The sequence below is a fragment of the Stenotrophomonas sp. YJH_SMC_21 genome (assembly GCF_059369555.1).
In genome coordinates this window covers 88,396-102,681 of the sequence record NZ_JCAFSU010000006.1, presented here as the reverse complement: position 1 = coordinate 102,681, position 14,286 = coordinate 88,396, and the positions used below count along the sequence as shown (strand labels likewise).

General features: G+C 64.7%; 15 protein-coding genes. 10 read left to right on the top strand and 5 right to left on the bottom strand.

What is annotated here, in order from left to right; all coding sequences use genetic code 11:
- Positions 1–177: 177 nt before the first annotated feature.
- The 5 genes from lon to AC5P67_RS10680 all read right to left on the bottom strand — a co-directional run bounded on the left by lon (position 178) and on the right by AC5P67_RS10680 (position 7,034).
- Complete coding sequence (gene lon / locus AC5P67_RS10700) at positions 178–2,625, bottom strand: endopeptidase La (protein ID WP_049449901.1); 2,448 nt, start codon at positions 2,623–2,625, stop codon at positions 178–180.
- Between the two features lie 143 nt (positions 2,626–2,768).
- On the bottom strand, positions 2,769–4,058 hold the full coding sequence (gene clpX / locus AC5P67_RS10695; RefSeq protein ID WP_004154600.1) for an ATP-dependent Clp protease ATP-binding subunit ClpX: 1,290 nt from the start codon (positions 4,056–4,058) through the stop codon (positions 2,769–2,771).
- 126 nt (positions 4,059–4,184) lie between these two features.
- Positions 4,185–4,811 carry an ATP-dependent Clp endopeptidase proteolytic subunit ClpP gene (clpP, locus tag AC5P67_RS10690; RefSeq protein ID WP_004146318.1) on the bottom strand — a complete coding sequence of 209 codons (627 nt, stop codon included), beginning with the start codon at positions 4,809–4,811 and terminating at the stop codon, positions 4,185–4,187.
- A gap of 76 nt (positions 4,812–4,887) precedes the next feature.
- Positions 4,888–6,183, bottom strand: coding sequence for a trigger factor (gene tig / locus AC5P67_RS10685; protein WP_495214671.1), 1,296 nt, complete (start codon positions 6,181–6,183; stop codon positions 4,888–4,890).
- Positions 6,184–6,473: 290 nt separating this feature from the next.
- Positions 6,474–7,034 carry an OB-fold protein gene (locus AC5P67_RS10680; RefSeq protein ID WP_052504338.1) on the bottom strand — a complete coding sequence of 187 codons (561 nt, stop codon included), beginning with the start codon at positions 7,032–7,034 and terminating at the stop codon, positions 6,474–6,476.
- Positions 7,035–7,569: 535 nt separating this feature from the next.
- Between AC5P67_RS10680 and AC5P67_RS10675 the strand changes: the two genes are divergently transcribed.
- The 10 genes from AC5P67_RS10675 (at position 7,570) to AC5P67_RS10630 (ending at position 14,269) form a co-directional block, all read left to right on the top strand.
- Positions 7,570–10,005: a DNA-directed RNA polymerase gene (locus tag AC5P67_RS10675; protein ID WP_005412423.1), complete on the top strand. Its 2,436-nt coding sequence runs from the start codon at positions 7,570–7,572 to the stop codon at positions 10,003–10,005.
- A 44-nt stretch (positions 10,006–10,049) separates the two neighbouring features.
- Positions 10,050–10,193, top strand: a complete 144-nt coding sequence (locus AC5P67_RS10670; RefSeq protein WP_005412422.1) for a hypothetical protein — start codon at positions 10,050–10,052, stop codon at positions 10,191–10,193.
- On the top strand, positions 10,186–10,470 hold the full coding sequence (locus AC5P67_RS10665) for a hypothetical protein (RefSeq protein WP_005412421.1): 285 nt from the start codon (positions 10,186–10,188) through the stop codon (positions 10,468–10,470). Before AC5P67_RS10670 ends, AC5P67_RS10665 begins: the two co-directional genes overlap by 8 nt.
- Positions 10,470–10,628 carry a hypothetical protein gene (locus tag AC5P67_RS10660; RefSeq protein ID WP_154267700.1) on the top strand — a complete coding sequence of 53 codons (159 nt, stop codon included), beginning with the start codon at positions 10,470–10,472 and terminating at the stop codon, positions 10,626–10,628. Before AC5P67_RS10665 ends, AC5P67_RS10660 begins: the two co-directional genes overlap by 1 nt.
- A complete protein-coding gene (locus AC5P67_RS10655; RefSeq protein ID WP_004154595.1) occupies positions 10,628–11,293 on the top strand; it encodes a hypothetical protein in 666 nt (221 codons plus the stop codon). The genes AC5P67_RS10660 and AC5P67_RS10655 overlap by 1 nt, the downstream gene beginning before the upstream one ends.
- Positions 11,277–11,714 (top strand): RusA family crossover junction endodeoxyribonuclease, encoded by a 438-nt coding sequence (locus AC5P67_RS10650; protein ID WP_157178715.1) that lies wholly within the window; start codon positions 11,277–11,279, stop codon positions 11,712–11,714. The genes AC5P67_RS10655 and AC5P67_RS10650 overlap by 17 nt, the downstream gene beginning before the upstream one ends.
- Complete coding sequence (locus AC5P67_RS10645) at positions 11,715–12,077, top strand: N-acetylmuramoyl-L-alanine amidase (protein WP_004154593.1); 363 nt, start codon at positions 11,715–11,717, stop codon at positions 12,075–12,077. It abuts the gene before it with no gap.
- An 11-nt stretch (positions 12,078–12,088) separates the two neighbouring features.
- Positions 12,089–12,475 (top strand): helix-turn-helix domain-containing protein, encoded by a 387-nt coding sequence (locus AC5P67_RS10640; protein ID WP_004154592.1) that lies wholly within the window; start codon positions 12,089–12,091, stop codon positions 12,473–12,475.
- On the top strand, positions 12,472–12,651 hold the full coding sequence (locus tag AC5P67_RS10635; RefSeq protein WP_004154591.1) for a hypothetical protein: 180 nt from the start codon (positions 12,472–12,474) through the stop codon (positions 12,649–12,651). Before AC5P67_RS10640 ends, AC5P67_RS10635 begins: the two co-directional genes overlap by 4 nt.
- A gap of 151 nt (positions 12,652–12,802) precedes the next feature.
- Positions 12,803–14,269 (top strand): toprim domain-containing protein, encoded by a 1,467-nt coding sequence (locus tag AC5P67_RS10630; RefSeq protein WP_005412418.1) that lies wholly within the window; start codon positions 12,803–12,805, stop codon positions 14,267–14,269.
- Positions 14,270–14,286: the final 17 nt, after the last annotated feature.

Genomic DNA, 14,286 nt, shown 5'->3' with positions numbered 1-14,286 from the left:
AGGGAAGCAACCGCATGCCTTCTGCATGCGGCCACCATGTGGAAACGGTTCGCCGATTCAGTCATCGCTGACAGCGATCACTCATTCGCGAGTGCTGCTTTTATACCAGTGGCCCTACCCCCACGCAAGCTGGAAAGCCAGCAATGACGCGGGTTTCGGGCCATTGGACAGCGCGCGTCAATGCTTGACGCGCGCGCTTCCACTCGGTTTGGCCTTGCTGCGCACCGTGACACGCTGCGCACTCTTGCGCGCCTTCTTCGGTGCCAACGGACGCTCCAGCGCCAGGTCCAGGACCTCTTCGATGTACTTCACCGGGACGATCTTCAGATCGCGGGTGACGTTGGCCGGAATGTCGGCCAGGTCCTTGCGGTTCTCTTCCGGGATGATGACCGTGCGGATGCCGCCACGCAGTGCCGCCAGCAGCTTTTCCTTCAGGCCACCGATGGCGGTGACGCGACCACGCAGGGTGATCTCGCCGGTCATCGCCACATCGGCACGCACCGGCACCCTGGTCAGCATCGACACCAGCGAGGTGACCATTGCCGCACCGGCGCTCGGGCCGTCCTTCGGGGTGGCGCCATCGGGCACGTGCAGGTGCACGTCGTGCTTCTGCAGGAAGTCGCTGTCGATGCCGAAGCCGACCGCGCGCGAACGCACCACCGACAGCGCCGCTGAAGCCGATTCCTTCATCACGTTGCCGAGCTGGCCGGTCAGGATCAGCTGGCCCTTGCCCGGCACCAGCGTCGATTCGATCTGCAGCAGATCGCCGCCCACCTCGGTCCAGGCCAGGCCGGTGACCAGGCCGATCTCGTTCTCTTCCTCGGCACGGCCGAAGTCGAAGCGACGCACGCCCAGGTACTTGTCCAGGTTCTTGCTGGACACGCTCACCAGCGCCTTCTTCTTCGCGCCCTTCTTCGCCTTGGCCGGCTGCGGGCCGGCCAGCGCGATCTCCTTCACCACCTTGCGGCAGATCTTGGCGATCTCGCGTTCCAGGTTGCGCACGCCCGATTCGCGCGTGTAGTAGCGCACGATGTCCTGGATGGCATCGCTGCCGATCTCCAGCTCTTCCGGCTGCAGGCCGTTGGCCTTGACCTGCTTGGGCACCAGGTAGCGGGTGGCGATGTTGAGCTTCTCATCCTCGGTGTAGCCGGGGATGCGGATCACTTCCATGCGGTCCAGCAGCGGGCCGGGAATGTTGAGCGAGTTCGAGGTGGCCACGAACATCACTTCGGACAGGTCCAGGTCCACTTCCAGGTAATGGTCGTTGAACGCGTTGTTCTGCTCCGGGTCGAGCACTTCCAGCAGCGCCGAAGACGGATCGCCACGGAAGTCCATCGACATCTTGTCGATCTCGTCGAGCACGAACAGCGGGTTCTTGCTGCCGACCTTGTTGAGGTTCTGCACGATGCGGCCCGGCATCGAACCGACGTAGGTACGACGGTGGCCACGGATCTCGGCCTCGTCGCGCACGCCGCCCAGCGACATGCGCACGAACTTGCGGTTGGTGGCCTTGGCGATGGACTGGCCCAGCGAGGTCTTGCCCACGCCCGGCGGCCCGACCAGGCACAGGATCGGGCCCTTCATCTGCTTCACGCGCGACTGTACCGCCAGGTATTCAAGGATGCGTTCCTTGACCTTCTCCAGGCCGTAGTGATCGGCGTCGAGGGTGTCCTGCGCAGCCTTCAGGTCCTTGCGCACCTTGCTGCGCTTCTTCCACGGCACGCCCAGCAGCCACTCCAGGTAGTTGCGCACCACCGCGGCTTCGGCCGACATCGGCGACATCTGCTTGAGCTTGTTCAGTTCGTTGCGCGCCTTGGCTTCAACGGCCTTCGGCATGCCGGCTTCGGCGATCTTGCGGGCCAGCTCTTCCAGCTCGCCCGGTGCGTCGTCCAGGTCACCCAGTTCCTTCTGGATGGCCTTCATCTGTTCGTTGAGGTAGTACTCGCGCTGGCTCTTCTCCATCTGCGACTTCACGCGGCCGCGGATGCGCTTCTCCATCTGCTGCACGTCGATCTCGCCGTCGACCAGGCCGACCAGCATTTCCAGGCGGTCGCCCACGGCCAGCGTTTCCAGCAGGCGCTGCTTGTCGGCCAGGCGCACGCTGATGTGCGCGGCGATGGTGTCGGCCAGGCGCGCCGGCTCATCGATGCCCGACAACGTCTGCAACAGCTCCGGCGGCAGCTTGCGGTTGGTCTTGACGTACTGCTCGAACAGCGACATCAGCGAGCGGGCGATGGCCTCGACCTCGCGCGCTTCGCGCTCGTCAGTGGCCTCGATCTCCACCGCCTGGCCGTGCAGCGAGCCGTTGCGCTCGTCGACGTGGGTGACCTGTACGCGCGACAGTCCTTCGACCAGCACCTTGATGGTGCCGTCGGGCAGCTTCAGCAGCTGCAGCACCTGCGCCAGCGTACCGACCTGGTAGAGGTCGGCCGCATGCGGGTCGTCGGTTTCGGCCGACTTCTGCGCCAGCAGCAGGATGCGCTTGTCCGCCTCCATTGCCTGTTCGAGCGCGTGCATGGACTTGTCACGGCCGACGAACAGCGGGATGACCATGTGCGGGAACACCACTACGTCGCGCAGCGGCAGGACCGGCAGGTCGAGGGTTTCACTTGGGGAACGGGCCATGGGGGCTCCAGGGAAGGGGGAAAACCGCCTCCGGGAGGGCATCTTCCGGAGACAAAAAAAGCCGATGGCCCCGTTATGGGGCCATCGGCTTTCAGATGCAAGGCATTCCTTGAAAATCCTTTCCAATCAACAACCTGGAAGGATCACTCGGCGCCTGCGGCCTTCTGTTCAGGGGCCGCTGGGGTCTGGTAGATCAGGTACGGCTCTGACTTGTGCTCGATCACCGACTCGTCCACCACCACCTTGCTGACGTTTTCCTGCGACGGCAGGTCGTACATGGTGTCCAGCAGGACCGATTCGACGATGGTGCGCAGGCCGCGGGCACCGGTCTTGCGCTTGAGCGCCTTGCGGGCAATGGCCGACAACGCGTCCGGGCGGAACTCCAGCTCGACGTTCTCCATCTCGAACAGCTTCTTGAACTGCTTGGTGATGGCGTTCTTCGGCTCGGTCAGGATCTTGATCAGGGCCGGCTCGTCCAGCTCCTCCAGGGTCGCCACCACCGGCAGGCGGCCGACGAACTCGGGAATCAAGCCGAACTTGATCAGGTCTTCCGGCTCGACTTCGGCCAGCACCTTGCCCACTTCCTGCTTGCGCTCGCTGCTCTTCACCTTGGCGCCGAAGCCGATGCTGCCGACGTCGGTGGAACGGGCCTGGATCACCTTGTCCAGCCCGGCGAACGCGCCGCCGCAGATGAACAGGATGTTCTTGGTGTCCACCTGCAGGAATTCCTGCTGCGGGTGCTTGCGGCCGCCCTGCGGCGGAACGCTGGCCACGGTGCCTTCGATCAGCTTCAGCAGGGCCTGCTGCACGCCTTCGCCGGACACATCGCGGGTGATCGACGGGTTCTCGCTCTTGCGCGAGATCTTGTCGATTTCATCGATGTAGACGATGCCCTGCTGCGCCTTCTCGACGTCGTAGTCGCACTTCTGCAGCAGCTTCTGGATGATGTTCTCCACGTCCTCGCCCACGTAACCGGCTTCGGTCAGCGTGGTGGCGTCGGCCATGGTGAACGGCACGTTGAGCAGGCGGGCCAGGGTCTCGGCCAGCAGGGTCTTGCCCGAACCGGTCGGGCCGACCAGCAGGATGTTCGACTTCGCCAGTTCGACGTCATCGTTCTTCTGCCGGCTCTCGATGCGCTTGTAGTGGTTGTACACGGCCACGGCCAGGGTGCGCTTGGCGCGGTTCTGGCCGATCACGTACTGGTCGAGCACCTCGAGGATCTCGCGCGGCTTCGGCAGCGAACTGCGCGCCGACTGCGCCTTTTCCTCAAGCTCCTCGCGGATGATGTCGTTGCACAGCTCCACGCATTCATCACAGATGAACACGCTCGGACCCGCAATCAGCTTGCGCACTTCATGCTGGCTCTTGCCGCAGAAAGAGCAGTAGAGGATCTTGCCGGTGTCCGTGGAACGACCTTGGCGGTCTTCGCTCATGCTTCGCTTACCCAGTTACCCCACCCGCTGAACGGGGGTTCGATTCGAGAATAGCACAGGGCCGAGGGGACACCAGTCCCGCCCGACCCTGCAGGAACGAGGCCTCCATGGCCCCGTGAAGGCCGGTCAACCGGCCTGGATCGACTCATCCGGACGACGCTCCAGGACCTGGTCGACCAGACCGTAGGCCTGCGCCTCGAAGGCGCTCTTGAAGTTGTCGCGCTCGGTGTCGCGGGCGATCGTCTCCAGCGACTGGCCGGTGTGCTTGGCCAGCACCTCGTTCAGGCGCGAACGCAGGGTCAGGATCTCACGCGCGTGGATGTCGATGTCGGTGGCCTGGCCCTGGTAGCCACCCAGCGGCTGGTGGATCATCACGCGCGAGTTCGGCAGCGCATAGCGCTTGCCGGCTTCGCCCGCGGCCAGCAGCAGGGCACCCATCGAGGCAGCCTGGCCGATGCAGGTAGTGCTCACATTCGGCTTGATGTACTGCATGGTGTCGTAGATCGCCATGCCGGCGGTGACCACGCCACCCGGCGAGTTGATGTAGATGTTGATGTCCTTTTCCGGGTTTTCCGACTCCAGGAACAGCAACTGCGCCACCACCACGTTGGCCATGTGATCGTCGATCGGGCCCACGAGGAAGATCAGGCGCTCCTTCAACAGGCGCGAATAGATGTCGTAGGCACGCTCGCCGCGGCTGGTCTGCTCGACCACCATCGGAACCAGGTTCAGGGCTTTGGTTCGGTTGTCCATTACGTGAGGTACCTATCTTGGGGGGCAACAACCCCGCGCCGGCAAAGGCGCGGGGCATCCGGTGATCCGCCCGGGCTTACTGGCGGATCGCGTCCTGGAACGACAGCTTCTCTTCGGTGTGCTGGGCACGCTCGGCGATCCAGTCGATCACCTGCTCTTCCATCACACGGTTCTGCAGGCCAGACATCAGCTGGGGGTCGTTGCGGTACATCTCAATGACCTGCTCCGGCTCTTCGTAGGTCGAAGCGATCAGACGCATCGTTTCGTTCAGGCGCTTGGCTTCCAGGCGCAGGTCGTTGATGCGGGCCACTTCACCGACCAGCAGGCCGACCAGCACGCGCTTGGCGGCCGCTTCCTTGAAGCCTTCGTGGGCATCGGCCGGGATCTCGCCGACGTTCTGGCCGTTGCGGCGGATCTGCTCGACCTGCTGGGCCAGCATGGCACGGGCTTCGTTCTCAACCAGGCGCGGCGGCATTTCCACCGAGGCGTAGGCGGCGATCAGCTGCTCGCCGACTTCGCGGCGCAGGCGGTTCATCAGGGCGCCCTTCAGCTCGCGCTCCAGGTTGGCGCGGATGTCGCTGCGGAACTGCTCCACATCGCCGCCCTTCACGCCGAAGCTCTTGATGAAGGCTTCGTCGACCGCCGGCACGACCGGCTCGGAGACTTCAGCAACCTTGACGGTGACCTGCACGGTCTTGCCGGCCAGCACCGGCACGCGCCAGTCAGCCGGGAACTCGACGTCCAGGGTCTTCTCTTCACCCTTGGCCAGGCCGACCAGGCCCTTTTCGATGGTTTCGAACATCATGCCCTGGCCGAGCACGATCGAACCCTTCTCGGTGCCTTCGGCCGGCAGGCGCTCTTCGCCGGCCTGCGACCAGGTTTCCACCGCCACCAGGTCACCGTCCTGCGCGCCACGGCTGACCGGGGCCCAGGTACGACGCTGGTTCTGCAGGTTCTCGATCATCTGGTCGATGTCGGCGTCGGTGATTTCGGCGCTGTGGCGCACGACAGTCAGCTTGCTGACGTCGATGTCGCCGAAGTCCGGCACCACTTCCACGGTGGCCACGAAGGAGAATTCACCCTCGTCGCCCTTGTCGATGCGCGGGCTGCCGACGATGCGCAGGTCGTGCTCGCGCACGGCCGCGTCGAAGGTTTCGCGCAGCAGGCCGTCCAGCGCCTCGCCACGGACCTGCGCGCCGAAGCGCTGCTCGATCACCTTGGCCGGCACCTTGCCCGGGCGGAAGCCCTTGATGCGGGTGGTACGGGCGATTTCGCCCAGGCGGCCGACGATGTGGCTCTGCAGACGCTCTTCCGGCAGCGAGAAGCTCAGGCGGCGTTCCAGGTTGCCGGTGGATTCGATCGAAGCTTGCATGTTGACTCCTGCCACCGGTGGCCCAGGCCCCCGGCTCGATGATTGGGATGAAACGGTTGTAAGGACACGACGTCTGGGACGCGCCTGCTTGCCGCAGCCCTTTAGTTTCGCCCAATTCGGCCTGCACTGCCAGCGCGTGCCGGTCAAGGGGGGTTGAACCTGGCTCCCGGCAGACCCTCCGCCCGTGCCCGGCGAGCCCGCCCCGCGTTCAGGCACGCCCCATGGTGGGCCACACACATCAAAAAAAGGGCGCCAATGGCGCCCTTTTCCAGTACGGGACAGCGTCGCGGTCAGAGGACCTGGCAATCCTTGGACATCGGCGTCTTGCCGACATCACCACGACCGGTGCAGACCAGATTCACGGTCTGACCCTTCTTCAGGGTGCCGATGACCTCCAGGTGAGCCTGGCTGAACGAGAACTGCGGCTCGATGAACAGGCCCGCGCGCAGGCTCACGTAGGGGTCGCCCATCAGATCGGTGTTGATCGAGTCCACCGTGCCGGAAACGCGGTAGCGCTTGCCCTTGAACTTCTGGTCGGCGGCAACGGTGTTCTCCTCGTAGGCCTTGGCCAGCTCGGCAACAGTCACCTGCGGCAGCGCGTCGAGCGCGGCACGCTCTTCGTCGAGCTTCTTCTGCTCGGCCTCGGCCTTGGCGCGCTCCTTCGATGCCGCAGCGTCGGCCTTGGCCTGCTCCCTGGCGGCTGCGGCTTCGGTACGCTGCTGCTCACGCGCAGCGGTCTCGGCTGCACGCTGCTCAGGCGTCTTGTTGGCGTCGACCAGCATGCCGAGTGCCATCAGGCCCACGAACAGGACCACGATCACGATGATCGCCCACTTCAGAAACTTCTTCATGAATCCCCCCTTCCTTGTTGTAAGCGCAGCAAATCCGGCCACGCGATGCGGTCAACAAGTATAACGACTATGTGAAGACCGCTGGCCAACACTTGGGCAGATGCGGCATCTGCCAGTGGCATTGCAGGGGGAGTGGCTGGCCGGCCATGGACGCACCTCGGCTGGTGCGAAAGGGGGGACTCGAACCCCCACGCCTTGCGGCACTGGAACCTAAATCCCGAAGCCCCTGCCGATTAGTGCTGACCACTCAACTACTTACAGCGTTCCAGTCTATCAGGTGACGCTTCGGGTGACATATAGGTGACGCCGGGTGCCGCGACAGGTGACACCAGGTGACGCCGAATAAAGTGGTCATCTTCGGCGGACCTCCTCCTAGGACAACCATTCAGAACTACTCATTGCTGTTCACCACCGAGGACTACTACAGTTCCACATAGGTCCACCCAGGACCAACAACCGAACCACTCAGGACCGTACCGGGCAGCCCCCGGTGCGGTCCTCCCGTTTTGACTTTTGCATCCCCCGAGGGCAAACGATGACGACTTGGCAAGAGAACGACCTGCACGCCGCCCAGCTCGAACTGGAGAAGGAAAGCACCAGCCTGGGCATTGCCCGCTACGAGAAGATCAGGGAGCAGCGCCAGGAGGCCGAGACCGGCCCCGGCCGCAAGCTGGTCATGGAGAGCATCGACGCCACCGCCGCCGCGATCATGGCGTTCGTGGCCGAAGCCGACACCGGCAAGCCGGGCAAGCGCCACGCCGCCCTCAAATTCATCCGCCACCTGAACCCCCACGCCCTCGCCTATCTGACCAGCTTCACCTGCGTCAACGCGCTGGTCGCCGATCACCGCAAGGCGGTGTCCGTGGCGATCACCCTGGGCCACGAGGTCGCCAACGAGATCAACTTCTCCCTGCTCCGCGAGAAGCACCCCGGCCTGTACCGGGTCGTCCAGGAGCAGCTCAAGAAGTCCACCTCGGCCCGGCACTCCACCGCCGTCATGCGGCACGTCATCGCCGACGCCGAGTTCGCCCCCGAGGACGACAAGCGCCTCTACCTGTCCGACAAGGACGCGCTGCTGGTGGGCATGAAGCTCATCGAGCTGTTCGTCGAGGCGACCGGGCTGGTCGAGCTGGTCACCGTCGCCGAGCGCGGCAAGCGCCACCTGCTCATCGCCGGGAATCAGAAGGTGCTCGACTGGCTGACCAAGGCCCACGACAGCGCCGCCCTGTACCAGCCGGTGCTGATGCCGATGGTCGTCCCGCCCCGTCCGTGGACCACGCCCCGCGACGGCGGCTACCTGACCGACATCGGCGGCCGGGCTGACCTCGTGCGTACCCGCAACCGCGCCTACAAGCGCGAGCTGGCGCTGGTCGATATGCCCAACGTCTACCAGGCCCTCAACGCCATCCAGGCAACCGCCTGGAAGGTGAACGTGCCCGTCCTAGAGGTCATGCGCGAGCTGTGGAACGCAGGCGGCGGTGTCGCCGGGCTGCCGGAGCGTGAACTGATGGACCTGCCGAGCCGCCCTGCCCTGCTGGAGACCGACCCGGACTACTTCAAGGAGCACCACGCCGACGAGTTCAAGGAATGGAAGCGCGACCGCGCCAAGGTCTACGAGGCCAACGCGCGCAGCGTGTCCACCCGCCTCGCCGCCGCGCAGAAGATCGCCTTGGCGGAGAAGTTCGCCGAGTACCCCGCGATCTACTTCCCTCACAACCTCGACTTCCGCGGCCGGTGCTACCCCCTGCCCCCGACGCTGACCCCGCAGGGTGATGATGCGGCCAAGGGCCTGCTGACGTTCGCCCAAGGCGTGCCGCTCGGCGAGGACGGTGCCTACTGGCTCGCCATCCACGTCGCCAACTGCTTCGGCGTGGACAAGGTGTCGTTCGAGGAGCGCGTGGCCTGGGTGCGCGAGCACGAGGAGCAGATTCTCGACAGCGCCCTCGATCCGCTGGACGGCCAACGCTTCTGGATGGACGCCGACAGCCCGTTCTGCGCGCTGGCAGCGTGCTTCGAGTGGCTCGGCTACAGCCTCAACGGCCGCGATCACGTCTCCCATCTGCCCATCGCGCTCGACGGCTCCTGTAACGGCCTCCAGAACTTCTCGGCCATGCTCCGCGACTCCGTGGGCGGTGCAGCCACCAACCTGATCCCGCAGCCGAAGCCCGCCGACATCTATTCGCGCGTGAAAGACGTGGCCCAGGAGAAGCTGCGCGCCCGTGCCGAGAGCGGCGACCCGCTGGCGATCAAGCTGGACGGCCAGCTCACCCGCGACATCGTGAAGCAGCCGGTGATGACGCTGCCCTACGGCGTCACGAAGTCGGGCATGCGCGCCCAGGTGCTCTCCAAGTTCAAGAAGCTGGGCATGGAGGACGATTGGGAGACCGCCGAGTACCTGGCGACCCTGCTGTGGGAGTGCATCGGCGAGGTCGTGATCGCAGCCCGCGCGGCGATGGACTGGCTGCGTGACGCCTCCAAGGTCGCCTCGTCGGCCGACCTGCCGGTGAGCTGGACGACCCCCGCTGGCTTCCCGGTCCTCCAGGAGTACCGCGAGGAGGAAGGCGTCCGCATCCGGCCGCACGTCGGAGGCCGCGAGGTGAATTTAGTGGTCAACATCGGCGGTACTAAGCTCGACCGTCGCAGGCAGACCCTCGGGATCAGTCCGAACTTCGTCCACTCCTGCGACGCCAGCCACATGATGCTGACCACCTGCCTCGCGGCAGAGAACGGCATCGAGTCGTTCGCCATGATCCACGACTCCTACGGTACGCACGCGGGCCAGGCAGCAATCCTCGCCGCCGCACTCCGGCAGGCGTTCGTCGATCAATACAGCGGCGACGTACTGGCCGACTTCCGACAGCAACTCGTCGAGCAGCTCCCGCCAGAAGCGGCAGAGAAACTCCCACCCCTCCCGCCGCATGGCGACCTGGACCTCAGCCTGGTGCTGGAGTCGCGCTATTTCTTTGCCTAGTCCATCCCCCTTTGGCAATTGATACCCCAAGCGAGAACATCAACATGAGCATCAACTACCAGCACGCACTGAACACCTACGTTGCCCAGGACCACTTCGGTGTGGTCCTCGGCATCTACAACCCGGCCGAACACGGCACGGTCGAGGAGTTCAAGCACCGCATGACGGAGCTGCACGCAGGTGCGTGATCGCGTCATCGACGGACTGCACTCACGTTCTGCCGAGAGCGCCGCACGCGGCGCTTTCGTAGTGATCGACAGCGTGCAGTCCCTCGGCCACCCGGCCGATCAGGTGATCGGCTTGGCGTGCGCCTTCAAGAACTTCTGCGAAGTGCTCGGCCTCGATCCGATGGAAGTGCTGCGGGTCGTCTCGCGCATGGAGCAGGACTGCCGCTACCGGCAGGTCAACACCCTCAACGCCGTGCGCCGCTACGCGGAGCGCGAGCTGAAACCGCACTACCCGTGATGCGTGACCCGATCACCGACGCCTTCATCGACGAGGCGCTCATCGGCTTCGACATCGACGAAGCCTTCGGCATTTCCGCCGACACCCCGTTGACCGCCGCCGCTGACCTGTGGCGCGCGGGCATCTATCTCCCGACCAACTACGAGACCGACAACTGATGGCAACCAAGAAGCGCGAACGATTCGTCTCCCCCAAGGGCACCGCCGTGTGGCCGCGCCTGAACGAACCGGACACCAAGTTCAAGCCGGAAGGCGAATACACCGTGAGCCTGGCGTTCGACCCGAACGACAAGGACTTCAAGGCGCTGGCGAAGAAGCTGGAAACCCGGCGCGACGAGCTGTTCCAGGAGTTCCTGAGCGAGAACCCGAAGAAGAAGAAGGGTGCCGAAGTGGCCCCGGTGTTCACCGAAGAAACCGACGAGAACGGCGATGACACCGGCCGCGTGCTGGTGAAGTTCAAGATGAAGGCCAGCGGCGTCAGCAAGCGCACCGGCAAGAAGTTCACCATGCGCCCGGACATCTTCGACGCCCGCGGCAAGAAGATCGACAACCCGCCGCAGATCGGCGGCGGCAGCGAACTCAAGGTCTCCTACGAGATCGGCGGCTCGTTCGTCGAATCGGCCAAGAAGTTCTACCTGACCTGCTACATGGTCGCCGTCCAGGTGATCGAGCTGGTCGAGTTCGGCCAGCGCAACGCCAAGGACTACGGCTTCGGCGAGGAGGACGGCTACGAGGCCGCCGACAGCGCGCCGTTCAGCGACAGCGATGACGACTCGGACGACGACAGCGACTCCGACGACGAGGGCGATGACGGCGACTACTGATCCGCTGTCGGTCATCGTGAACACCGCGAGGGGGGCCAAGCATTTGGCCTCCCTCACGTTCCCGTTTGACCCGGTGCCCGCCTCGCGCCCGAAGGTTTCGCGCTGGGGCGTCTACTACGGCAAGACCTACAAGACCTGGAAGGAAGCCGCAGAGAAGCATCTGCCAGCCGGTGATCTGGACCTGTCGCCGACCGATCCGGTTTTAGTGGTCATCATCGCGGTATGCAAACGCGCCAAGACCTCGAAGGCCGCGTTTCCCAAGGGCGACGTGGACAACCTCGCCAAGGGGCCGATGGACGTTGTGACCAAAGCCACCGGCTATTGGGCCGACGACAAGCAAGTCATGTGGCTGCTCTCCGGTAAGCGCTGGGCGCAGCCGGACGAAGAACCACGCACCGAAGTCCACCTCTACAAACTCTAAGTGCGCCTCAAACCTCTGGAATCGGTAGAGGCGCTGTTCGTCCTCGCCAGCATGACCCGCCCCGAGCAGGTCACGACCGGCGAAGAACTCGCACGCCTGCACCGCTCGCAGGGCTACTCGAAGATCGCCGTCCACTTCGTCATCGAACGTGACGGCTCGATCTACGACGGTCGCCCGCTGAATCAGCCCGGCGCTCTCGCCGGTAAGCACAACCAATCCGCATACCAAGTCTGCCTCCTGGGCGGCGTCAACGACGCCATGCAGCCCGAGGACAACTTCACCGAAGCCCAACACGCCGCGCTGCGACGCCTGCTCGCCGCCTACGGCAAGCCCGTCGTGTGGGCACCTGACTTCCCTCGATAGGAGAACCCAACGTGAAACCGCTGCCCCCGCAAACCCAGGTCGTCCTGGATCACCTGCGTCGCCACTCGCACCTGACCTCGTGGCAGGCCGAAGGCGTCTACCGCATCCGCCGCCTCGCCTCGCGCGTCGATGAGCTGCGCGCTGCTGGCTTCGAGATCGAAACGCAGACCTGCGAGGACGCCTCGGGGCAGCGGTACACGCGCTATCGCCTGTCGCGCCGTCAGCGCCGCAGCAAGGCTCCGCTCCTGGAAGCGCGCCGCGCTCCGAAGCAGTACCGCGTCGATGCGCTGCTCCAGCTGTATCGCAACTACTGCACCGACGAGCTGGGCCTCGACGCCAACGATGCGACCGAAGAAGTCGCCGCATTCACCAAGTTCCTGCTGGAGAAGAACGCATGACCAACACCGCTACCACCGTCATTCCGTCCGCGATGCGCCTGGCTTTCGAGCGCGCATGGGCGCGCGCCGACAAGCCGTTCCGCGGCCTGGGCCGCACCGTCAAGGGTGCGCTGAATCGTCGCCTCGGCATTTCCTACCGCAAGCGCATGTGGTCCGTGGAGCGTGCAAAGCGCTGACTCCGAATACCTCCACAAAGAGCCGTGCCCGAACTGCGGCAGCAAGGACAACCTTGCGCGCTACAGCGACGGGCACGGCTACTGCTTCGGCTGCGGTCACTACGAGCCAGCCGAAGGCGAGGAGGTCTCTCAACCCACCAGCAGGAAAACCATGAGCGACTTTGCGAAGGGTGAACCGCAAGCCCTGGCGAAGCGCGGTATCACTGAGGAAGCATGCCGTAAGTACGGCTACTGGATCGGCAAGGACAAGCACGGCAAGACCGTGCAGATCGCCAACTACAAGCGCGATGGCGGCATCGTCGCGCAGAAGCTCCGCTACCCCGACAAGAAGTTCTCATTCATCGGCGACTCGAAGGCGTGCGGGCTGTTCGGCCAGCACCTCTACGAACCGGGGCGACGCCTCGTCATCACCGAAGGCGAGATCGACGCGCTCTCCGTGGCGCAGGCACTCGGCCTCCGCTGGCCGGTGGTGTCCGTTCCGAACGGAGCGCAAGGCGCGGCCAAGTCCATCAAGCGCGAGCTGGAGTGGGTCAACGGCTTCGACGAGGTTGTGCTCATGTTCGACATGGACGAACCGGGCCAAGCCGCCGCGCAGGAAGTGGCGCTGCTGCTGACTCCCGGCAAGGCCAAGATCGCACAGCTCCCGGCGAAAGACCCGAACGAGCTGCTCCAGCGTGGCGATGCCGAGGCGATCACCCGCGCCATCTACGAAGCGCAGACCAAGCGCCCCGATGGAGTGGTGACGTTCGGCTCCCTCAAGGAGAAGGCACTCAAGCCGGTCTCGATGGGCATGCCTTGGCACGACCCGCGCCTCACCGCGCTGACCTACGGCAAGCGGTACGGCGAGGTCTACACCTTCGGCGCGGGCACCGGCATCGGCAAGACCGACTGGCTGATGGAGGAAGCAGCCTTCATCGCGCAGGAAACCGGCGACCGCGTTGGCCTGTTCTTCCTGGAGCAGCAGCCGGTCGAGACGGCGAAGCGCATGGCAGGCAAGGTTGCTGGCCGCCGCTTCCACGTCCCCGATGGGAGCTGGACGCAGGAGGAGCTGGAAGCCGCGTTCGAGATTCTCGACAAGGGCCAGGTGTTCATCTACGACCACTTCGGCTCGTCCGAGTGGGACGTGATCGAAGCCAAGATGGCCCACATGGTCGTCGCCGAGGGCGTCAAGCACATCGTCCTCGACAACCTCACGTCGTTTGCGGCCGGTGCCGAGGACGAGCGGAAGATGCTGGAGGACACGATGGCGAAGATCGCGCAGTTCGCGCAGCGCCACCTCATCTGCATCTACCTGGTCTCGCACCTCGCCACGCCGGAAGGCAAGCCACACGAGGAAGGCGGGCGCGTGATGCTCCGCCACTTCAAGGGCAGCCGCGCGATTGGCTTCTGGACGCACTTCGCGTTCGGCCTGGAGCGCAACACGCAGGCCGAGAACGAGGCCGAGCGCAACTGCACGACCTTCCGCGTCCTAAAGGATCGCTTCACCGGCCAGTCGAACGGCCAGGTTCTCTACTACAGCTACGACCACGCATCCGGCCGCCTGCTCAATGCAGATGCTCCGGGCGAATACGGCGACTTCGCCGACGAGTCATCCGATGTATCCACCTCCGACTACTGACGGCCGCTCGGTCGTCG